This window comes from Sediminicola luteus (assembly GCF_002514735.1).
Lineage (GTDB): Bacteria > Bacteroidota > Bacteroidia > Flavobacteriales > Flavobacteriaceae > HQA918.
This window is the reverse complement of the sequence record NZ_NBWU01000001.1, coordinates 277440-297356: the sequence shown is the minus strand read 5'-3', so window position 1 is coordinate 297356 and position 19917 is coordinate 277440. Positions and strand designations below refer to the sequence as shown.

Annotated in this window: 17 protein-coding genes; 15 read left to right on the top strand and 2 right to left on the bottom strand. The window is 44.8% G+C overall.

Translation table 11 applies throughout. The annotated features are described in order from the left end of the window. Entirely contained in the window at window positions 1–3084 is a 3084-nt protein-coding gene (locus B7P33_RS08115) for a SusC/RagA family TonB-linked outer membrane protein (RefSeq protein ID WP_097441479.1), read from the bottom strand. Window positions 3085–3556: 472 nt separating this feature from the next. On the opposite strand from B7P33_RS08115, the gene B7P33_RS08105 reads away from it, so the two are divergent. The 8 genes from B7P33_RS08105 (at window position 3557) to B7P33_RS08070 (ending at window position 12898) form a co-directional block, all read left to right on the top strand. After that, complete coding sequence (locus tag B7P33_RS08105) at window positions 3557–4588, top strand: LacI family DNA-binding transcriptional regulator (protein WP_097442276.1); 1032 nt, start codon at window positions 3557–3559, stop codon at window positions 4586–4588. 176 nt (window positions 4589–4764) lie between these two features. Further along, on the top strand, window positions 4765–6111 hold the full coding sequence (locus B7P33_RS08100) for an MFS transporter (protein WP_097441477.1): 1347 nt from the start codon (window positions 4765–4767) through the stop codon (window positions 6109–6111). A gap of 3 nt (window positions 6112–6114) precedes the next feature. Further along, window positions 6115–6771 (top strand): beta-phosphoglucomutase, encoded by a 657-nt coding sequence (gene pgmB, locus B7P33_RS08095; RefSeq protein WP_097441476.1) that lies wholly within the window; start codon window positions 6115–6117, stop codon window positions 6769–6771. A 4-nt stretch (window positions 6772–6775) separates the two neighbouring features. Continuing rightward, entirely contained in the window at window positions 6776–9070 is a 2295-nt protein-coding gene (locus tag B7P33_RS08090) for a family 65 glycosyl hydrolase domain-containing protein (RefSeq protein WP_097441475.1), read from the top strand. Window positions 9071–9190: 120 nt separating this feature from the next. Next, window positions 9191–10207: a LacI family DNA-binding transcriptional regulator gene (locus B7P33_RS08085; protein WP_097441474.1), complete on the top strand. Its 1017-nt coding sequence runs from the start codon at window positions 9191–9193 to the stop codon at window positions 10205–10207. 161 nt (window positions 10208–10368) lie between these two features. Next, window positions 10369–11121 (top strand): glycerophosphodiester phosphodiesterase, encoded by a 753-nt coding sequence (locus B7P33_RS08080; RefSeq protein ID WP_097441473.1) that lies wholly within the window; start codon window positions 10369–10371, stop codon window positions 11119–11121. Then, window positions 11122–12351 (top strand): BaiN/RdsA family NAD(P)/FAD-dependent oxidoreductase, encoded by a 1230-nt coding sequence (locus tag B7P33_RS08075; protein WP_097441472.1) that lies wholly within the window; start codon window positions 11122–11124, stop codon window positions 12349–12351. 4 nt (window positions 12352–12355) lie between these two features. Further along, window positions 12356–12898, top strand: a complete 543-nt coding sequence (locus B7P33_RS08070; protein ID WP_097441471.1) for a DUF1697 domain-containing protein — start codon at window positions 12356–12358, stop codon at window positions 12896–12898. Here B7P33_RS08070 and B7P33_RS08065 read toward each other — a convergent pair. Next, window positions 12895–13416, bottom strand: a complete 522-nt coding sequence (locus B7P33_RS08065; RefSeq protein WP_245871721.1) for a TspO/MBR family protein — start codon at window positions 13414–13416, stop codon at window positions 12895–12897. The two genes, B7P33_RS08070 and B7P33_RS08065, sit on opposite strands and share 4 nt — an antisense overlap. A gap of 64 nt (window positions 13417–13480) precedes the next feature. Between B7P33_RS08065 and B7P33_RS08060 the strand changes: the two genes are divergently transcribed. The 7 genes from B7P33_RS08060 (at window position 13481) to B7P33_RS08030 (ending at window position 19890) form a co-directional block, all read left to right on the top strand. Next, on the top strand, window positions 13481–14560 hold the full coding sequence (locus B7P33_RS08060; RefSeq protein ID WP_097441469.1) for a diphosphomevalonate decarboxylase: 1080 nt from the start codon (window positions 13481–13483) through the stop codon (window positions 14558–14560). Between the two features lie 69 nt (window positions 14561–14629). Further along, complete coding sequence (locus B7P33_RS08055) at window positions 14630–15568, top strand: mevalonate kinase family protein (RefSeq protein ID WP_097441468.1); 939 nt, start codon at window positions 14630–14632, stop codon at window positions 15566–15568. 6 nt (window positions 15569–15574) lie between these two features. Further along, complete coding sequence (locus tag B7P33_RS08050) at window positions 15575–16480, top strand: geranylgeranylglycerol-phosphate geranylgeranyltransferase (protein ID WP_097441467.1); 906 nt, start codon at window positions 15575–15577, stop codon at window positions 16478–16480. Then, window positions 16477–17427 carry a carbon-nitrogen hydrolase family protein gene (locus B7P33_RS08045; protein ID WP_097441466.1) on the top strand — a complete coding sequence of 317 codons (951 nt, stop codon included), beginning with the start codon at window positions 16477–16479 and terminating at the stop codon, window positions 17425–17427. The genes B7P33_RS08050 and B7P33_RS08045 overlap by 4 nt, the downstream gene beginning before the upstream one ends. Window position 17428: 1 nt before the next feature. After that, window positions 17429–18019: a hypothetical protein gene (locus tag B7P33_RS08040; protein ID WP_097441465.1), complete on the top strand. Its 591-nt coding sequence runs from the start codon at window positions 17429–17431 to the stop codon at window positions 18017–18019. 103 nt (window positions 18020–18122) lie between these two features. Further along, entirely contained in the window at window positions 18123–18845 is a 723-nt protein-coding gene (locus B7P33_RS08035; protein WP_097442275.1) for a cysteine hydrolase family protein, read from the top strand. Window positions 18846–19023: 178 nt separating this feature from the next. Beyond that, window positions 19024–19890, top strand: coding sequence for a pseudouridine synthase (locus B7P33_RS08030; protein ID WP_097441464.1), 867 nt, complete (start codon window positions 19024–19026; stop codon window positions 19888–19890). The last annotated feature ends 27 nt before the right edge of the window (window positions 19891–19917 follow it).

Genomic DNA, 19917 nt, shown 5'->3' with positions numbered 1-19917 from the left:
TTAAAATCTGGCATTTAATCCAAGTGTGAATACCCTAGGTCTTGGGAATGAGGTGTAGTCGATCCCAGCACTTGGTATGCCGCTTCCTAGATCACCTGTAGAAGAGTTTACTTCAGGATCCAAACCGCTATAATCGGTTATTAAGAAAAGGTTTTGTCCTGTTGCTGAAATACGAAGGGATTTAAGGGCGCCTTCGCCGCTTAAAGGAACATTATACCCTATGGAGGCATTCTGTAATCTTACAAAATCACCTTTTTCCAAATACAAGGTTGAAACTTCTTGCGATTTGTTGTTCAAAGCCTCATCGGTGGCATTTCTTGTGGTATTGAAGGTGGGCAAGTTCAAGAAAGCATTTGCCGTATTGTTATATACCGAGAATCCGAACTGACCATTAAAATAGGCCGAGGCATCCCAGTTTTTAACGCGAAGGTTCAGCGATAGACCTGACGTTACATCGGGTAAGGCGTCTTCCCCTACGAATTTTTTGTCACTGGGATCAAAATCCGGATTACCGCTGGCATCTTCGGCATATTCTGCCATATAGAAAGAGAACAACGATATACCTTCACCTAAACGTTGGGCAAAGGCATCGGAAAGACCTGGGCCGCGAAGGGCACCGAAATCTGCGGTAGTTCCGTTCAAACCTTCTACTTTGTTATCATTATAGGCAATGTTGAAAGCAGCGCTGAAGGTAACATCTTCTTGTTGTATAAAATCGTAGTTCAACGAAAGTTCAACCCCTTGGTTGATTACGACGCCGTCTTCCAAGTTTTTGAAAACAAAAGGGTCGGCTGCAGGTGCTGCTGCGGCCTGACGGAACAATAGGTCACTGGTCTCTTTTCTATACAAATCCACAGAACCACTTAATCGGTCTGCATTTACCCCAAAATCGATACCGAAGTTCAAATCTAGGGTCGATTCCCATTTTAAGTCCGGGTTCTGTACGGCAACGGTTTCCAAACCGGGTCGGGCAATGGTGCCGCTGTCTGTAATACCGGGTTGGGCATAACGTTGACGTTTGAGGTATTGTGCGTATCCTAAACCTTCTTGGTTACCTGTGATACCGGCACCTACCCTAAGTTTAAAGGTGGAAAAGGCATCGCCCATAAAATCTTCTTCGTGCATTTTCCAAGCAAATGCAGCCGAAGGGAAGTATCCGTATTGGTTATTTTCACCAAACCTAGAGGATCCATCGGCCCTAATCGTAGCGGTAAAGAGATACTTGTTGCTCAGGTCGTAATTTACCCTGGCAAAGAATGATTGCAGTTCGTCCGTATTGTCGAAGGTGTCGCCCCAGGCAGCATCATAACCTCTTTTGAAATTGTTATCTATAGTGCCCGTATTGTCAATAGGGAACAATCGGTTGACGAAAGTAGATCCGCTGTCGTAGCCAAATTGCTGGTAAGAACCATCTATGGCACCTTGGGCACCACGAATGGTTTCTTCCAATAGCTCACCCATACGGTTCAAATCGGTAGTTGGGGAACCCCAACCTTGGGAATTGATACCTTCCCTTCTGAAATCTTGAAAGGTATAACCTACGATAGCGTCTATACTGGAATTGTCGAATTGTTTTTTATAGTTCAAAGTGGCCTCCAAAAGTTTACTGGTGGCTTCTAAAGTATTATAAGCCGATTGTCCATTGCCCGAAACCCTATTAAAGTTGTTAATGTTACCGGAAACGGCAGTGATGGCCTCGGCATCGGAATGGTCATACCCTAAATTTACCTTACCCGTAAGTTCAGGAGTAAAATCATATTCGGTAGAGAAATTGATCAACTCCCTGTTTGTATGGGTTTCCGCTTGGAAGTTTGCCAAGTAGTTGGCAGGGTTAATTTGGTTTCCTTCTAAAAAGAATCCAGGGTTAGAAGGCCAAGTTGGGTTGGCGGAATAAGCGGCACCAATCAAGTTGCCACTTGAACCCGATTCGGCACTTACTGGTGGTGCTTCATCATTAATACGTGAAATGGATGCTTGTAAATTGAGTCTTAACTTGTCGTCCAAAAAGCGATGTGCGGCATTAATGCGACCGGTAATACGTTCTTGGGACGATTTTTGGATTACCCCAAACTGTTTTCCGTATGAGAAAGTACCTCGTACATTTCCCTTACCATAGTTGTTCGAATAGGATAAGTTTTGTGTTTGTGAAGTTGTAGTACGGGTAATATAATCTTGCCAGTCCGTATTATTGCCAAAATTACTGGCAGCAGCAATTTCAGGACTACGGAGATCAGCCGTTCTTTGAATAAAGGTAGGTCCATCGAACAAGTCATATTCATTCGCAGGGCTCGCAATACTTAAACTGGAATCGAATTCCCAAACACCACCACGGCCAGATTTACCGCTTTTGGTTGTTACGATAACAACCCCGTTAGCACCACGAGAACCGTATATGGCCGTGGCCGAAGCATCTTTTAAGATACTCATGCTCTCAATGTCACTTGGGTTTAAGAAACTTAAGGGGTTTCGGGCCGTATTGGGGCCATTGATTACATCACCTCCGCCGGGTGTGGTAGATTCACCAGTTAAAGGCACTCCATCTACTACGAATAAAGGATTGTTGTTAGAACGGATAGAGTTGGATCCCCTAATACGAATGCTAACTCCGGCACCAGGTTCACCACTGGCCTGTCCGATTTGAACACCGGCGGTCTTACCTTGGATCAGTTGTTCGGGGGTAGAGATTAACCCGCCGTTAAAATCTTCAGAGGTTACGGCTGCTACTGCCCCGGTGGCATCTTTTACCGTGGTGGTACCATAACCGATAATTACCACTTCATCTAAAGTTTCGGCATCTTCTTCCAGGGTTACGTTAATGGTCGATTGACCGGCAACGGCAATCTCTTGGCTTTTAAAACCTACATAGCTAAACACCAAAGTTGCGTCGCTTGAGACGCCTTCCAAGGTATAATTTCCATCAAAATCGGTTTGGGTACCGGTAGTGGTCCCCTTGACCAGGACACTGGCCCCCGGTAATGGGCCGTTGGCATCGGAAACGGTACCGGATACCGTTTGCGCTTTTATCAGGCCGAAACATAAAAATGCGCCGACCATCAAAAAACTTTTCAGTAGCGTAATCTTCATAAAAAGTTAATTTAAAGTGTAGTTAATTTGAGTTACAACGGTTAAACTTATGTAAAAAAAACGTTAATGGGTTTGCAATTCATCCGAAACAATCAACTAAAACGGTTTCGTGTTGATAACTTTTTGGTTTGCCGGATTGATAAAAATAGCTCTGAAGATTTTAAGAACTAAATTGGTTGGCTTGTATTATTGCGAAAAATGCAATAATTATGGAAATATAGTGATTTTATTCGAAAGTGAAAGTTGCGAATGTATTTTTCGTTGGTCTAAAAACTTTTGAAACTAACGTTTGGGTGCAGTTGGTTGTTTCGGTAAAAGGAATGTTCCTACTTCTCTATGGCAATATATTTAATTATGGCCTTGGTTTTGTGGGAAATAAACAACGAAAGCGTTTTCGTGTGGAGAACTTTTTGTTTTTATGGGGTTGTTTTGGGTAAATGGACTACCTTTCCGTATCCTCAAAACGTACTTCATGAAAAAAAGGGTGACCTTAAAACAAATAGCCAAGGAGCTCGATATTTCGGTTTCAACGGCTTCAAAAGCCCTTAGAGATAGTAAGGAGATTAGCCAAGATACCCGAGACAAGGTAAAGGCCTTTGCCAAACTATATAACTATAAGCCCAATACAATAGCCATTAGTTTACAGAATAGGCGCACCAAGAATATTGCGGTAGTCGTACCTGAGATCGTGCATCATTTTTTCACCACCCTGGTCAGTGGCGTAGAAAAAGTGGCCAATGCCCAGGGTTATAATGTTGTGGTTTGCCTGTCTAACGAATCTTTTGAGCAAGAGGTGAATAATATGGAGATGTTGGCCAATGGTCGTATCGATGGCTTTATACTTTCGTTATCCAAGGGCACCTTGCGAAAGAAAGATTATAGGCATTTACAGGAGGTCATGGACCAAGGTATGCCTGTGACCTTGTTTGACCGTATTACCGATGAGGTCATGTGCGATAAAGTGGTAATCGACGATGCCCTAGCGGCCAAAAAGGCGGTAACCCATTTATTGGATCGGGGGTGTAAACGCGTGGCACTGGTTACCACCGTTGACTATGTTAGTGTGGGTTGTGAGCGAACCCGTGGGTATATGAATGCTTTAAAAAATGTTGGTATTGAAGTTGATGATCAGCTGATCCTGAAGATAGAGGATATGGATACTTGTGTGTCCGAAATCCAGGAATTTCTGTCGAAAATTGAATTTGACGGGGTCTTTGGGGTTAATGAACTTTTTGCGGTATCGGCTATTAAGGCAGCGCAAAAAAAGGGGTTGCGTGTACCTAAAGATGTGGCCGTAGTTGGTTTTACCGACGGTATTCTCTCGCAACAATTCTCTCCAAGTCTAACCACAGTGGTGCAGCATGGCTACGATATGGGCCAGACCGCGGCGCAAATGCTTATCGATCGCTTGGAGTCTGATTCCGATTTGGCCTTTACCACTCAAGTTATCCAGGCCGATTTGGTTAAAAGGGAATCTACGGCCGTTGCCATAAAAGTCACCTGATAGGGTCTACATTAAAACCTATTTGATTAAAATCCATATCTTTGGACTGGTCAAAGCGTTTGTTCTTACTTCTCACCTGAACATATGTTTTGATAAGTCACTGCACTTATCGTATTTATAATCCATTTCTTATTGGGCTGATCGTTAGCGAAAAGAAATGTTAATACGAATTTGCCATGGAAAAACGTCGAATGGGATTTTGGGAGATCTGGAACATGAGTTTCGGCTTTCTGGGGATTCAAATGGGCTTTGCCCTTCAGAATGCCAATGCCAGTAGAATTTTGCAGGGTTTTGGTGCCGATGTACATCATTTAGGCTGGTTTTGGCTAATCGCACCATTGACCGGTTTGATCGTTCAGCCCATAGTAGGGCACTATTCCGATAAGACCTGGACCAAACTGGGCCGGCGAAAACCCTTCTTTATGCTCGGGGCCTTTTTAGCTTCTATTGGATTGGTGCTTTTGCCGCAGGCCGACATGTTTATAGCCTTCTTACCGGCGCTATGGGTTGGGGCGGGCATGCTTATGATCATGGATGCTTCTTTTAATATTGCCATGGAACCTTTTCGTGCTTTGGTAGCCGATAACCTGCGCTCCGACCAGCGAACTGTTGGATATGGAATTCAAACGGTTTTGATTGGGATAGGGGCGGTTCTTGGCTCTTGGTTGCCTATTATTCTACATGATTTTTTCGGTGTTGAGAATGTCAGTGAAGCGGGAAGTGTTCCCCAACACCTCGTTTGGTCGTTTATAATTGGTGCCGCTTTTTTGGTTGGTACTATCCTTTGGACGGTCTATAGTACCAAGGAGTATACCCCACAAGAATTGGATGCTTTTTCAGGAAAAGAAACGGAAAACGAGTCTGTTAAAGAGGCCAGGCTATGGGATATCTTCGAAGACTTTAAAAAAATGCCCCAGACCATGCGTCAATTGAGCTGGGTACAGTTTTTTTCATGGTTCGGACTTTTTGGTATGTGGGTGTATTCGACACCGGCCATTGCCCAACATATTTATGGTTTGCCAAAAGAAGATACTAGTAGTACTGGCTTTCAAGAGGCAGGCGATTGGGTCGGCATATTGTTCGGGGTGTACAATCTGGTATCGGCCCTGTATGCCTTTGCACTGCCGACCATAGCTAAAAAAATAGGACGGAAACGTACGCATGCTCTGTCTTTGATAATCGGAGGGCTAGGCCTTTTATCCATCTATATTATGCCCGATAAAAACTGGTTGATACTTTCCATGGTCGGGGTTGGGGTCGCCTGGGCCAGTATTCTGGCCATGCCCTATGCCATTTTGGGAGGAAGTATAAACCCGCGTAAAATGGGGGTATATATGGGCATTTTTAATTTTTTTATAGTAATCCCCCAAATTATCAATGCCTTGATAGGGGGGGCTTTGGTAAAATATGTGTATGGCGACCAAGCCATTTTCGCCCTAATGTTGAGTGGGTTTAGTTTTCTATTGGCCGCTTTGTTGGTCGGTAAGGTGAATGATGTAGATGAAGTAGTGCAACAAGATTGATATATGGGATATAGCGGATTTATTTTTGATTTGGATGGGGTAATCGTAGATACGGCCAAGTACCATTATTTGGCTTGGCGAAAAACGGCCCAAAGTCTGGGTTTTGATCTGAGCCTGGCACAGAACGAGAACTTAAAGGGTGTGAGCCGCGAACGATCCTTGCGATTGATACTCGAATGGGGGCAAACCCAAATAGATGAAGATACTTTCAAGACCTTAATGGAACAAAAGAATACCGATTATTTGGCACATATCGCCCAAATGGGGCCGGGCGATGTGTTGCCCAAAGTACAAGAGACTTTGTTGTTCCTAAAAGGGGCCGGGGCCAAGATTGCATTGGGCTCGGCCAGTAAAAATGCCCGTTTGATATTAGATAAAATGAAGCTGAGCCCCCTCTTTGATGCCATAGTGGACGGAAATGATGTAACAGCCCCAAAGCCTGATCCCGAGGTGTTTTTGACCGCAGCCCAACATTTAGGGGTTCCGGCCGAGCATTGCGTGGTTTTCGAAGATGCGAAGGCAGGTGTTACCGCGGCCAATAGCGGAGGTATGTATTCGGTTGGGATTGGTAAAAAGGAAGATTTGGGCCATGCCCATACCGTCTTTCGCGATTTTAACGAAATGCCCCAAGTTTTTTTAAAAGGATTAATGGAAGCCTAGAAAAATGAATCAAGATTATATTAAACCCAATGCCTGGTCTATTATAGAGGAAGGTTTTGATGCGGCCCGGGTCAAATCGTCGGAAAGTTTGTTCAGCCTAGGGAACGGGGCCATGGGGCAACGGGCCAATTTTGAGGAAACCTATACAGGGCCAAGTTTTCAAGGAAGTTATATAGCAGGGGTATATTATCCCGATAAGACCAAAGTGGGTTGGTGGAAAAACGGCTATCCCGAATATTTCGCCAAAGTATTGAATGCCCCCAATTGGATAGGGATAGATATTTGGGTTGACGGGGAACCGTTCGATTTAAATAGCTGTACCCAAGTAACCGACTTCCGGCGCGAATTGAATATGCGTGAGGGTTGGTACCAACGTTCATTCAAGGCCACTATGTCCAATGGAGCCCAGCTTTCGGTTTCGGTGAAACGTTTTCTAAGTTTGAAATTGGAAGAACTCGGGGCCATTTCCTATACCATCCAGGTTTTAGATGGGGCGCATAAAATTCGATTGGAACCCTATCTCGATGGCGGTATAACCAACGAAGACAGTAATTGGGACGACAAGTTTTGGAACCAAACGGCTATGGAAAGTCAAGGTGAACGGGCTTTCCTTAAGGCGTATACCCTAAAAACCGAGTTTCATGTGTGTAGTTTTATGGCTAACAGACTCTGTCATGAAGGCAACTGGATATCTTCCGCCCCTGAAACCGTATTGGCAGGGGAACGCTTAGGGCATGCGTATGAGCTCGATATGGAAAAAAACGAGACCCTAAAGCTATATAAGTTCGGCGGGTATGTGTCCGATCGGCGTTATGCCAAAGAAAATCTGATACCAACAGCCAACCAAATTTTGGATACAGCCTTGGAGATGGGTTTTGATACGCTTTTAGTGCAACAAGTCTTGGCCTGGCAATCGATTTGGGATACGGCCGATATCGAGATCGTGGGCGATCTTAAGGCGCAACAAGGTATTCGCTTCAATATTTTTCAGCTAAACCAGACTTATTTGGGTAATGATCCAAAGTTGAATATTGGTCCCAAGGGCTTTACCGGCGAAAAATATGGAGGAAGTACTTATTGGGATACCGAGGCCTACTGTATTCCCTTTTATATGGCCACCAAAAACCAAGAAGTGGCCCGGAATCTGTTAGAATACCGATTCAAGCAGCTCCCGAAAGCGCTTGAAAACGCCGAAAAGTTAGGGTTCGATGGGGGGGCGGCCCTCTATCCCATGGTAACCATGAATGGCGAGGAATGCCATAACGAATGGGAAATCACCTTTGAGGAAATACATAGGAACGGAGCCATTGCCTTCGCTATTTATAATTACACACGATATACCAACGACCTGACCTATATCCCTGAAATGGGTTTGGAGGTTCTGGTGGGCATTGCCCGTTTTTGGGCACAACGAGTCTCCTTTTCAGAACCGAGGAGCCAATATGTGATGTTGGGGGTAACGGGTCCCAACGAATATGAGAACAATGTAAATAACAACTGGTATACCAATTATTTGGCACAATGGTGTCTGCTATATGCCAAGGAACAACTGCAGTTGGTATCGAAAAAGTATAGCGAGGATTATGAGCGGATTGTAAAGAAAACCAAGCTGGAAGAACATGAACCGGGCCAATGGGAAGAAATAGCACAAAACATCTACTTCCCAGCCTCGGAAACCCATGGGGTGTATTTGCAGCAAGATGGTTTTCTAGATAAGGAACTTATACCTGTTTCCGACTTGGATCCATCGCAGCGGCCCATTAATCAAAAATGGAGTTGGGACCGAATTTTGCGTTCACCCTATATCAAACAGGCCGATGTATTACAAGGATTCTATTTTTTTGAGGAACATTTCTCCTGGGAGGACCATAAAAAACATTTTGAGTTTTATGAGCCCTTTACGGTACATGAGTCTTCCCTTTCCCCTTGCGTGCACAGCATCTTGGCTTCCCGATTGGATAAGGTTGAACAGGCCTATGCCTTTTATTTGCGTACCTCTAGACTCGATCTGGACGATTATAATAAAGAAGTGGAAGAGGGCTTGCATATTACCTCTATGGCTGGTACTTGGATGAGTATCGTCGAAGGGTTTGGGGGTATGCGCGTGAAAGATGGCATGTTGTGCTTCGACCCCAATATTCCTGCCAATTGGCACAGTTATTCCTTTAAGATCAACTTTCGGGGGCATATCATCACCTTGTCAAAGACCCAAGATGAAGTGTCTTTGCGAAATCAAGGGAAGACGGGTTTACGTGTCCGACTATTAGATGAAATTATGGATCTTCCCGCAGAAAGGTGACAGGCTTTTGTATTGGAAGTTTTAATGCGGTTGGTGGTCTTCTAGGTGCTTTCCGTACAACAGGTGTGTATATCCTTGAATTTAATCTTATTTTTAGCCAGTCTTTAAAAGCAAAGGTATATGAAGCAGAAAATAACCTTAAAGGATATTGCCCGGGAGTTGGGGGTTTCCATTTCAACGGTTTCCAAAGCCTTGAAAAACAGTGAGGAAATAAGTCGCGATACCAAAGAGCGCATCCAGGCCTTTGCCAAATTGTACAATTATAGACCCAATAATATTGCCATTAGCCTGAAGAATAAGAGGTCGCGAAATATTGGGGTGATCATACCCAATATCGTGCACCATTTTTTTACGACCTGTGTACGGGGTGTAGAGCTTTACGCCAATGCAAAAGGCTATAATGTAATCGTTTGTTTATCCGACGAATCCTTCGATAAAGAGGTTATCAATATGGAAATGTTGGCCAACGGCAGTATCGATGGTTTTATCATGTCTTTGTCCATGGAAACCATGATGAAAGACGATTATAACCATTTAAAGGAAGTCACCGATCAAGGCATTCCCTTGGTCTTGTTTGATCGAACTACCGATGAGGTGGTTTGCGACAAGGTGGTTATCGGAGATCGTGAGGCAGCCTATATGGCGGTCAAGAAGCTGATAGATAGTGGGCGTAAACGTATTGGGGTCATTACCTCCGACGATTATTTGATCATGGTACACGATCGAATGGAAGGCTATAAAGAAGCCCTCACTGAGGCCGGTATTTCTATTGACGAGAATTTGATACTGCCCATGTCCCAGATGCAATTCGATGAGGAAGCCGTAAATGCTTTTTTAGAGACCCAAAAGGTAGATGCCATTGTAACGGTGAACGAGATTTTTGCCGTCCGGGCCATGAAAATGGCGCAACGCAAAGGTTATAAAGTGCCGGAAGATATCGCCTTTATCGGTTTTACCGACGGACTACTTTCAAAGTATGCCAATCCGAGCCTTACATCGGTGGATCAGCACGGGGAACTTATGGGGGAACATGCCGCCCGTATGTTGATCAACAAAATCGAGAGCGAGCAGGAAGAAGAGACCTACACCACCGAAATATTAAAGGCCACCTTGATCGAGAGGGAGTCTACCCCTTAACCAAATTTAGGGGTGATAATCCTGCCTACCGGCAGCCGGTCTCATTACGGAAATAAAGCTACTTGTAGCATACCTCGGGTCTCGATAACCATCGGGATTGCCCCGAGGTAGTTTACAGGCTTTATTTTATATTAGCAACCCTAAACTTTAGATACTGCAAAATGAAAGGAATATACTTGCCGATCGCCTTGGTTTTCATATTGATATTGGGGTCTTGTAAAGAAGAAAAGGTACTGGCCATTGGCCATAGGGGTGCCATGGGCCATGAAATGGAAAATACCATTCCTTCGGTCCATAAGGCCATGGCCTTGGGTGCCGATATGATCGAAATCGATGTTTTCCGTATAAAAAGTGGGGAAATCGTTGTGTTTCATGATAAGACCTTGGATAAGTTAAGTAATGCCGGGGGCCCTATAGAAGAGTACTATGCGTATGACCTACGCAAAGTAATTTTGCACGGAAACGAAAGGATTCCCTATCTGCAAGACGTTTTAAAGGCTTTGGATGATAAGGTACAGCTGAATATCGAACTCAAAGGGACGGATACGGCCGATAAGGTCAACCATATCGTCAATTACTATTTAAAGGAAAAGAAATGGTCTTTGGACAAGTTCGTTATTTCAAGCTTCAATTGGGACGAACTTCGTGCCATGCGCAAGGCCAACCGCGATATACCGATAGCCGTGCTTACTGGTAAAGATCCCATAGAGGCCCTAGATGTGGCCAACGAGCTAAAAGCCGTGGCAATAAACCCGAACTACAAAACCCTAACGGCCGAAAATGTGGCCCAAATGCAACAGGCCGGTCTAAAGGTGTTTACCTGGACAGTAAACGAACCCAAGGATATCCAAAAAATGAAGGATTTCGGGGTAGATGGTATCATCTCCGATTTCCCGGAACGCGTTAATCCGTAAATGTACGACTGCATTATCATTGGGGGCGGGGCGGCCGGTTTTTTTACCGCTGTGCAATTGGCGGAACAGCGCCCCGAAGCATCTATTCTTATCTTAGAAAAATCGAAGGAGGTTTTGGCCAAGGTCAAAGTGTCTGGGGGTGGCCGTTGTAATGTGACCCATGCCGCTTTTGACCCACGAGACATGGTTTTGGGTTATCCGCGTGGGCGTAAAGAATTGCGAGGGCCATTTCATAGTTTTTGTAGTGACGATACCATGGGCTTTTTCGAGGAAAACGGAGTGCCCTTAAAAATTGAAGACGATGGCCGGGTGTTTCCCGAGAGCGACAGTTCGCAAAGTATTATCGATTGTCTAACCGGTCTGGCCCATAATCATGGGGTAACCGTAATGCGTCAGCAAGTGGTGGTCGATTTGTTTTGGGAAGAAAACCCAGCTTCATGGAGTGTGATCACTAACTCAAAGACTTTTGGGGCCAAAAATGTGGTGGTTGCCACGGGAGCGAGTCCAAAGGTCTGGAAAATGATACAGTGTTTGGGGCATTCCATTGTGCCGCCCGTACCATCTTTATTTACCTTTAATTGTAAGGGATCTTGGGTTAGCGAGCTCCCAGGAATCTCCCATGGGGTACATCTTAAAATAAAACACAAGGCCATTTCCGAAAGCCTTGAAGCCGAAGGCCCATTATTGATTACCCATTGGGGTTTTAGTGGCCCGGCCGTTTTAAAGTTATCGGCCTGGGGGGCAAGACATTTGGCTGGTATTGACTATCAGTTCAACCTTTTTGTAGACTGGGTACCTGAATTTTCCTTGGCCCAACTGGAAGAGCAATTGTTCGTGTTACGGAAAAAATCACCCAAAAAATCCGTGGGGAAACAAATGCCAATAACCACACCTAAACGTTTATGGTTGGCTATGCTTGGGGCAGTCGAAATCGATGGGGCCCAGACTTGGGGTGAATTATCGAATAAAGCTTTGCGGGCTTTGGCCAATCATTTGAAGGAAAGTACATTCCATATTCAGGGAAAAAGCACCTTTAAAGAAGAGTTCGTAACTGCTGGGGGTGTAGCTTTAAAAGAGATAGATTTTAAGACGTTTTCCAGTAAGCGCTGTCCCGGACTCTATTTTGCTGGAGAGGTATTGGATATCGACGCCATAACTGGTGGGTATAATTTTCAAAACGCCTGGACCGGGGGCTATATGGTAGCTCAAGCCCTAGCCAAAGACCTATAAAGCCATGCAGAAGTTTATCGCTTTTTTAAGGGGAATCAATGTAGGGGGGCATCGTATCATAAAAATGGCCGAACTAAGGCAAGTGCTCGCCCAAGCGGGATATGCCGAAGTACGGACCTATATTCAGAGTGGTAACCTGGTATTCGCATCAAAAGAGTTGGATGCCGGTAAGCATGCCCAAAACCTGACCCAATTGATTTTTGATCACTTTGGGTTTGAAGTTCCGGTTATGGTGTTGTTGCCCAAAGATGTAGAACGCATTTTAGCCTCTAATCCCTATTTAGGAACCGAACTTATGGTTTCGGCCCCGGTATATTTTAGTATTCTGTCCAATATCCCAACGCCAGAAAAATTGTTGGCACTTGAAGCTATTTCCTATCCCGATGAACACTTCAACATTGTTGGTAACTGTATTTACGCCATATATCCGAAAGGAACTGGCAAGGCCAAGCTAAACCATGCCTTCTTTGAGAAAAAACTAGGGGTCTCAATGACCACTCGTAATTTACGTACCATGACCACCATGTTAGGTATGGCCGCGATTTAATTCAGCATCCAGATCCTGAAATTCAAGAAGGTTGCAAAGGCCACCCATGCCATATAGGGTGCCAAAAGCAGGGCTGCCCTTTTGTCTACCACCCGAAACCATTTTATCGTAAAACCGATTAAAAAAAGTAAGGTTATGATCACCAAAAGGGAAGCGAACAAGGCATGAAGGCCAAAAAAGGTCAGGCTCCATAGCGCATTGAACAGCAATTGAAAGATAAAGTGGTACATGGCGGTCTTTACCCAAATATGATGGAATCCCTTGGCCCAGACCAAGGCTACGGAAATCCCCATACAGATATAAAGTAACCCCCAAACAGGCCCGAAAATCCAATTGGGCGGGGTAAACCTCGGTTTGTTCAATTGGGCATACCACGAACCCATACCGGCATCGGTAGCTATGCTAGACAGGTAGCCCACCAGTAGGCAGGCGCCTACACAAACTACGCTAAAGGTCAATTGTCTTTTTAAATAAGGATGCATAGAATGGGATTCCTTTAAAAATAATAAATTTTTCATGTATGCTTGTTTTGGGATGGGAGAGGCTACAGAGTTACCTTATCTTTGTGCAAAGCCAAATTGCATGCAAGCTGAATCTTTTAAGGCCCCAAAAACCGACGGGGTCTATGTTGGGGAAGCCACTTGGAAAGCCCCTTCGAACATTGCCTTGGTAAAGTACTGGGGTAAACGAGATGGCCAGATTCCGGCCAACCCATCGGTTAGTTTTACCTTGGAGAAATGTGCCACAACCACAACCATGGGGTTTGCGAAAAAGCAGGGCACCAGCGATACCTTTTCATTCGATTTTTTGTTCGAAAGCCGGCCCAAAGATGCCTTTAGGCCCAAGATCCAAACCTTTTTTGAGCGTATCCTTCCCTATTGTCCCTATATTCAGCAGCATCATTTTACCATAGATAGCGCCAATAGTTTTCCGCACAGTAGCGGCATTGCCTCCTCAGCAAGTGGTATGGCCGCCTTGGCCTTGAATATCATGAGTTTGGAGAAGGCCTTGATTCCCGAGATCACGGACGATCACTTTTATCAAAAAGCTTCTTTTTTGGCCCGTTTGGGGTCGGGTAGTGCCTGTAGAAGTGTGCGGGGCAATTTGGTGACCTGGGGAGCCACCGCACATATTGGGGGGAGTAGCGACCTTTTTGGTATTCCTTATCCCTTTCCAGTGCATGAGGTGTTCCAAACCTATCAAGATACCGTTTTGTTGGTACACAAAGGCCAAAAAGCGGTGAGTAGTACCGTTGGCCATGGCCTTATGCATGGGCACCCCTATGCCGAAAGTAGGTTTGCCCAGGCACATCATAATCTTGATGCCTTACAATCGATTTTCGCTTCGGGCGATTTAACGGCTTTTATAGCCTTGGTAGAGAGTGAGGCTCTTACCCTGCATGCTATGATGATGGCCTCTAGCCCTTATTTTATTTTAATGCAGCCCCAAACCTTGGAAATCATCAACCGTATTTGGGCCTTTAGAAAGGAAACCGGGATACCTGCCTGTTTTACTTTAGATGCCGGGGCCAATGTACATTTATTGTATCCGGAAGCGAACCGTTCGTCGGTGATTCAATTCATTCAAGATGAATTGGTTGCTTATTGTGAGAACGGTCAGTATATTTGCGATAATGTAGGGAACGGTGCCCAAAGAATATAATTCATTGAAAAACGTTATCTTACGGTAATAGAACTCAAAAAGTCTAATTGAGTTCATAGCAAGAAATAGATGAAAGGTCCACTTTTTTACGCCAAGATCCTATTGTTCGGGGAATACGGAATTATCAAAGACTCCAAAGGGTTGTCCATTCCGTACAACTTTTACAAAGGCGCCCTGAAAAAGGAGGGTAGCGATACGGAACAGGCGAAGAAATCGAATGGTTATTTAGCCGATTTCGCCCAGTATCTGACCCAACTCGAAAAAGAGCAACCCGACTTGGTGCGTTTTGATCTTAAGACCCTAACGGCCGATATTGCCGAGGGCATGTATTTCGATAGTTCCATTCCGCAAGGTTATGGGGTGGGTAGTAGTGGTGCCTTGGTGGCGGCTATCTACGATAAATATGCCCAAGACAAGATTACGGTTTTGGAGAACCTGACCCGCGATAAATTATTGCAACTAAAGTCCGTCTTCGGGCAAATGGAATCTTTTTTCCATGGTAAATCTTCGGGCTTAGATCCTTTGAACAGTTATTTAAGCCTACCCATTCTGATCAATTCCGGTAACCATATAGAATCGGCCAGTATTCCTTCGCAACATAAACAGGGTAAGGGCGCGGTTTTCTTATTGGATAGTGGTATCGTGGGTGAAACGGCCCCGATGGTACAGATCTTTATGGAAAAAATGAAGCAAGAAGGCTTCCGCAATGCCCTAAAAGACCAGTTCATTAAACATACCGATGCCTGCGTAGAAGATTTTATCAATGGCAATGTAAAATCACTTTTCGGTAATGTTAAGCAACTGTCTAAAGTGGTCTTGCATCATTTTAAACCCATGATACCCCAAGAGTTCCATCGTCTATGGAAACAAGGCTTGGAGACCAACGATTATTATCTAAAGTTATGTGGTTCCGGAGGCGGAGGTTATATTTTGGGCTTTACTGAAGATATTGAAAAGGCCAAATCACAATTAAAGGACTACAAACTCGAGGTGGTCTATAATTTCTAGAAAAACATGTTGTCCCGAAGGCAAAAAGTATGGATACTTAGGGTCTTTGGGCTTTTTTCGGTCGTAAGGGGGTACAATATCCTAATGGTGACCTTGGCCCAATACTTGGCCGCCATTTTTATCTTGGCACCCGATTGGCCGGTTAAAAAGGTGGTGTTTGACCTGAACCTTTTTATGCTGGTCACCGCTTCTGCCCTGACCATTGCCGGGGGCTATATTATCAACAATTTTTACGATGCCGAAAAAGACCTGATCAACAAACCCCGCAAGAGTATGTTAGATCGCTTGGTACCCCAACGTATTAAGATCACGGGCTATTTCGTACTGAATTTTTTGGCCGTATTCTGTGCTTCTTATGTGTCGTTCAGGGCAGTATTCTTCTTTTCTTCCTATATTTTCGGAATTTGGTTGTACTCCCATAAACTAAAGCGATTGCCGTTATTGGGCAACTTGGTGTCTGCCGTATTGGCCATCACCCCGTTTTTTGCCGTCTTCGTGTATTATAAGAATTTTGAGACGGTAATATTCGTACATGCCGTTTTCCTCTTTTTATTGATTTTGGCCCGCGATATGATCAAGGATCTCGAGAATATGGCTGGCGATATGGCCCAAAACTACAGTACCATACCCATACGTTATGGTGTTCCTTTTTCAAAGGGTATGGTAACTGCCTTGTTCGTATTGACCTTGATTCCCTGTTGGGCTTTGGTCAGTCGTTTTCATGTGGGGCGAATGGACTATTACTTTGGTGCGGCCATGTTGTTGATGCCCTTTTGTGTCTTTTTATTGTGGAAATCGTCGCGGAAAAAGCATTTCGTTTGGCTGCACAACATCTTAAAAGTACTTATAGTTGTGGGGGTTTTTAGTATTTTGTTGATCGATATGGATTTATTGATCAATCGATTTTTATGAACGATTCCCTTTTAAAAGTGGGCTTGGCCCAGATAGCTCCTATTTGGTTAGATAAGGAAGCAACCCTAAAGAAAATAGAAGAAGCTATGGCGGAAGCCGCCGCCAAGAATACCGAGCTATTGGTTTTCGGCGAGGCCTTTTTACCGGGTTATCCCTTTTGGTTAGCCTATACCGAGGGTGCCGCTTGGGATACTCGGGTAAACAAAGAGATCCATGCCCATTATGTGCGAAATGCCGTAAACATTGAGGCCGGAGAGCTGCAAGGGGTACAAGACTTGGCCAAGACCCATAAAATGGCCTTGTATTTGGGGGTAATGGAACGTGCCGCCGATCGTGGTGGCCATAGTATTTATTGTAGTCTGGTATATATTAATGCCCAAGGGGAAATTGGGTCGGTACACCGAAAACTGCAACCCACCTACGACGAAAGGTTGACCTGGGCCCCGGGCGATGGTAACGGACTTCGGGTGCATCCCTTAAAAGACTTTACCGTAGGCGGACTGAATTGCTGGGAAAACTGGATGCCCTTGCCCAGGGCCGCCCTCTATGGTCAGGGCGAAAACCTACATATAGCCGTATGGCCGGGCAACGATTTCAATACCCAAGACATTACCCGTTTTGTAGCTCGTGAAGGGCGTTCGTACGTTATCTCGGTCGGGGCCACCATGACCCATGCCGATTTCCCCGAAGACACCCCACATTTAGAAAAGATACTAGCGAAGGCCCCAAAGGTTTTGGGCAATGGGGGCTCTTGTATTGCCGGCCCGGACGGGGAATGGATCCTAGCACCCCAAATAGGAAAAGAAGGGATTTTTTATGCCGAGCTCGATTTTAATCGGGTACTCGAAGAACGTATGAATTTTGATTGCGTAGGGCATTATTCCCGCCCCGATGTAACCCAACTGCAAGTAAATCGTGACCGGCAGAGTACGGTTAAATTTCAATAAAATGATTCGATGGTGCCTGAGTCTGGTTCTGTTCGGTCTGCTTTCATTTTTTGGGCAGGCACAACTAATTGCGGATGAAAATAACCAGGAGTCTTTGGCCAGGGTCTCCCAAAAGTTTTTAAAGGAAGGTAAACTTCGCCAAGCATTGGTTGGGTTCCACTACTGTACCGCGGAAAAGGTAAATACACCCTTGGCCAAAGACTGCCAAGTTAAGGTAGATTCCATTCGGGCCATCTTACGGCAAAAAGATAGTGTGGCCTTGTTAGGGCGTTGGGTATATGCTGGATACATGCGTAGTTTTAATTTTACTAGAGGGTATTATAAACAAAAATTGGCTATTCACCCCGATTCCATTGTTTTTTATGAATATGTGGGCAAAGAATACCAGATATTGAAAACGATTATCATAAATAATAGGAGGTATAATGGAGCAACAAGCGGTGGATTTTCGTTCCGTGATTCCGAAGGCACCTTATGGCAGATGAATGTATCACCCAAAAAAGATATGGTAAGTATTTTCGATAATTTCAGTATGCACCGATCAGATGACATCTATATTCGGGAAGATTTGTTCGAAGCATATACCAAATAGGAAACTTTGGCAACCCCTCAGGAAATCCGTCCTAACAAATCGGGCTAAGCCGGTCGCATCTTTGTACTATCAAAAAACAATAACAACTTAAATGATAGTAAAGATGAAAAAAATAGTATTCATAGGAATGGCCCTTTTGGCCACGGTTAAAAGCTTTGCCCAGATCCCGGATCCCGGTTTTACGATCGATGATCGCACGGCCATTGTCATTACCGACCCCCAAAACGATTTTTTAAGTCCCGATGGGGTTACTTGGGGGGTAGTAGGTAAAAACGTTACCGAAAACGGTACGGTAGAAAACTTGGAATCCCTGTTTAAGATTGCCGCAGAAAAGAACATTAAGGTGTTTGTATCGCCCCACTATTATTATCCCCATGATCACGGATGGAAAATGGAAGGCGCCTTAGAGAAACTCATGCACAGTATTCATATGTTCGATAGAAAAGACGCCCTATCGCTAGAAGGTTTCGAAGGCTCGGGCGCCGATTGGTTAGATCGCTATAAGAAGTACATCGACGGGGAGAATGTAATTGTTACCAGTCCGCATAAAGTGTATGGGCCGGAATCCAACGACTTAAGTCTGCAATTGCGAAAATATGGTATTGACAAAGTGATATTAGGCGGTATGTCGGCCAACTTATGTACCGAGTCCCATATGCGTGAATTGGTTGAGGATGGTTTTGACGTAGCCGTGGTAAAAGATGCCACTGCCGCGGCCCAAGTACCCGGATTGGATGGCTATGCCGCTGCGGTGACCAATTTCCGGATGATCTCGAGCCATGTGTATACAACTGAAGAAGTATTGGCCGAGTTGCGAAAAAAATAGTGTTTGTGAATTTTTAGAATGAAAAGGGTATAGGCCGCATAGGTTTGTACCCTTTTTGGGTAGAATACAACGATCACATATCGTATACCAATTTTTTAGGTCTTTTATCTTTTGTCTAATAGGGAAGCGGTCTATCATCTATTTTCTAAAACCGTACCTTTGCCCGAAATTGAGCAATATGGCACAGCGCGAGGGAAAAAGTAGGGCAAAAGGCGGAAAGAAAACCGGAGGTGCTCCGAATAAGCCAAGTTATGGGAAGGTGAATAAACCCAAAGTTGGGGGCCGCCCAAAGCAAACGAAACCAAGTCCACAAAAAAAAGCCAAAGGCCCTGTGCCAAGCGGCATTCGCCTCAATAAGTATATTGCCAATGCCGGGGTATGCTCCCGTCGTGAGGCCGACACCTATATAACGGCCGGTAGCGTTACCGTAGACGGAAAACCGGTTACCGAATTGGGGTATCGGGTGCAGCCCGGCGAAAAGGTTCGTTTCGATGGTAATTTACTGACACCGGAGAAAAAGGAGTATGTATTGCTCAACAAACCTAAAGGGTTTATAACTACTACTAGCGACGATAAAGGCCGCAGAACGGTAATGGAATTGGTCAGTTCGGCCTCCAATAACCGCTTGTTGCCGGTGGGGCGCTTAGACCGTCAGACCACAGGCTTGTTATTGTTTACCAACGATGGCGATTTGGCCAAGGTGCTTACCCATCCCAAGCATGGCATTCGAAAGATCTACCATGTAGAGTTGGATAAAAACGTGACATCGGCCGACCTTAGGGCCATTCGCGAAGGGCTCACCTTAGAAGATGGCACCGTAGAGGTAGATGAGGTAAGTTATATTGCCAATACCCCAAAAAGGGAAGTGGGTATTCAGATCCATAGCGGTCGTAACCGTATCGTAAGACGTATTTTCGAGCATTTGGGTTATGAGGTAATCAAATTGGATCGAGTGGTTTTTGCCGGCCTTACCAAAAAAGACCTACCACGTGGCCATTGGCGCTTTTTGACCAAGCAAGAAGTGATAAACCTAGGCAATTTATAGACCTGACAGGTTTTGGAAACCTGTCAG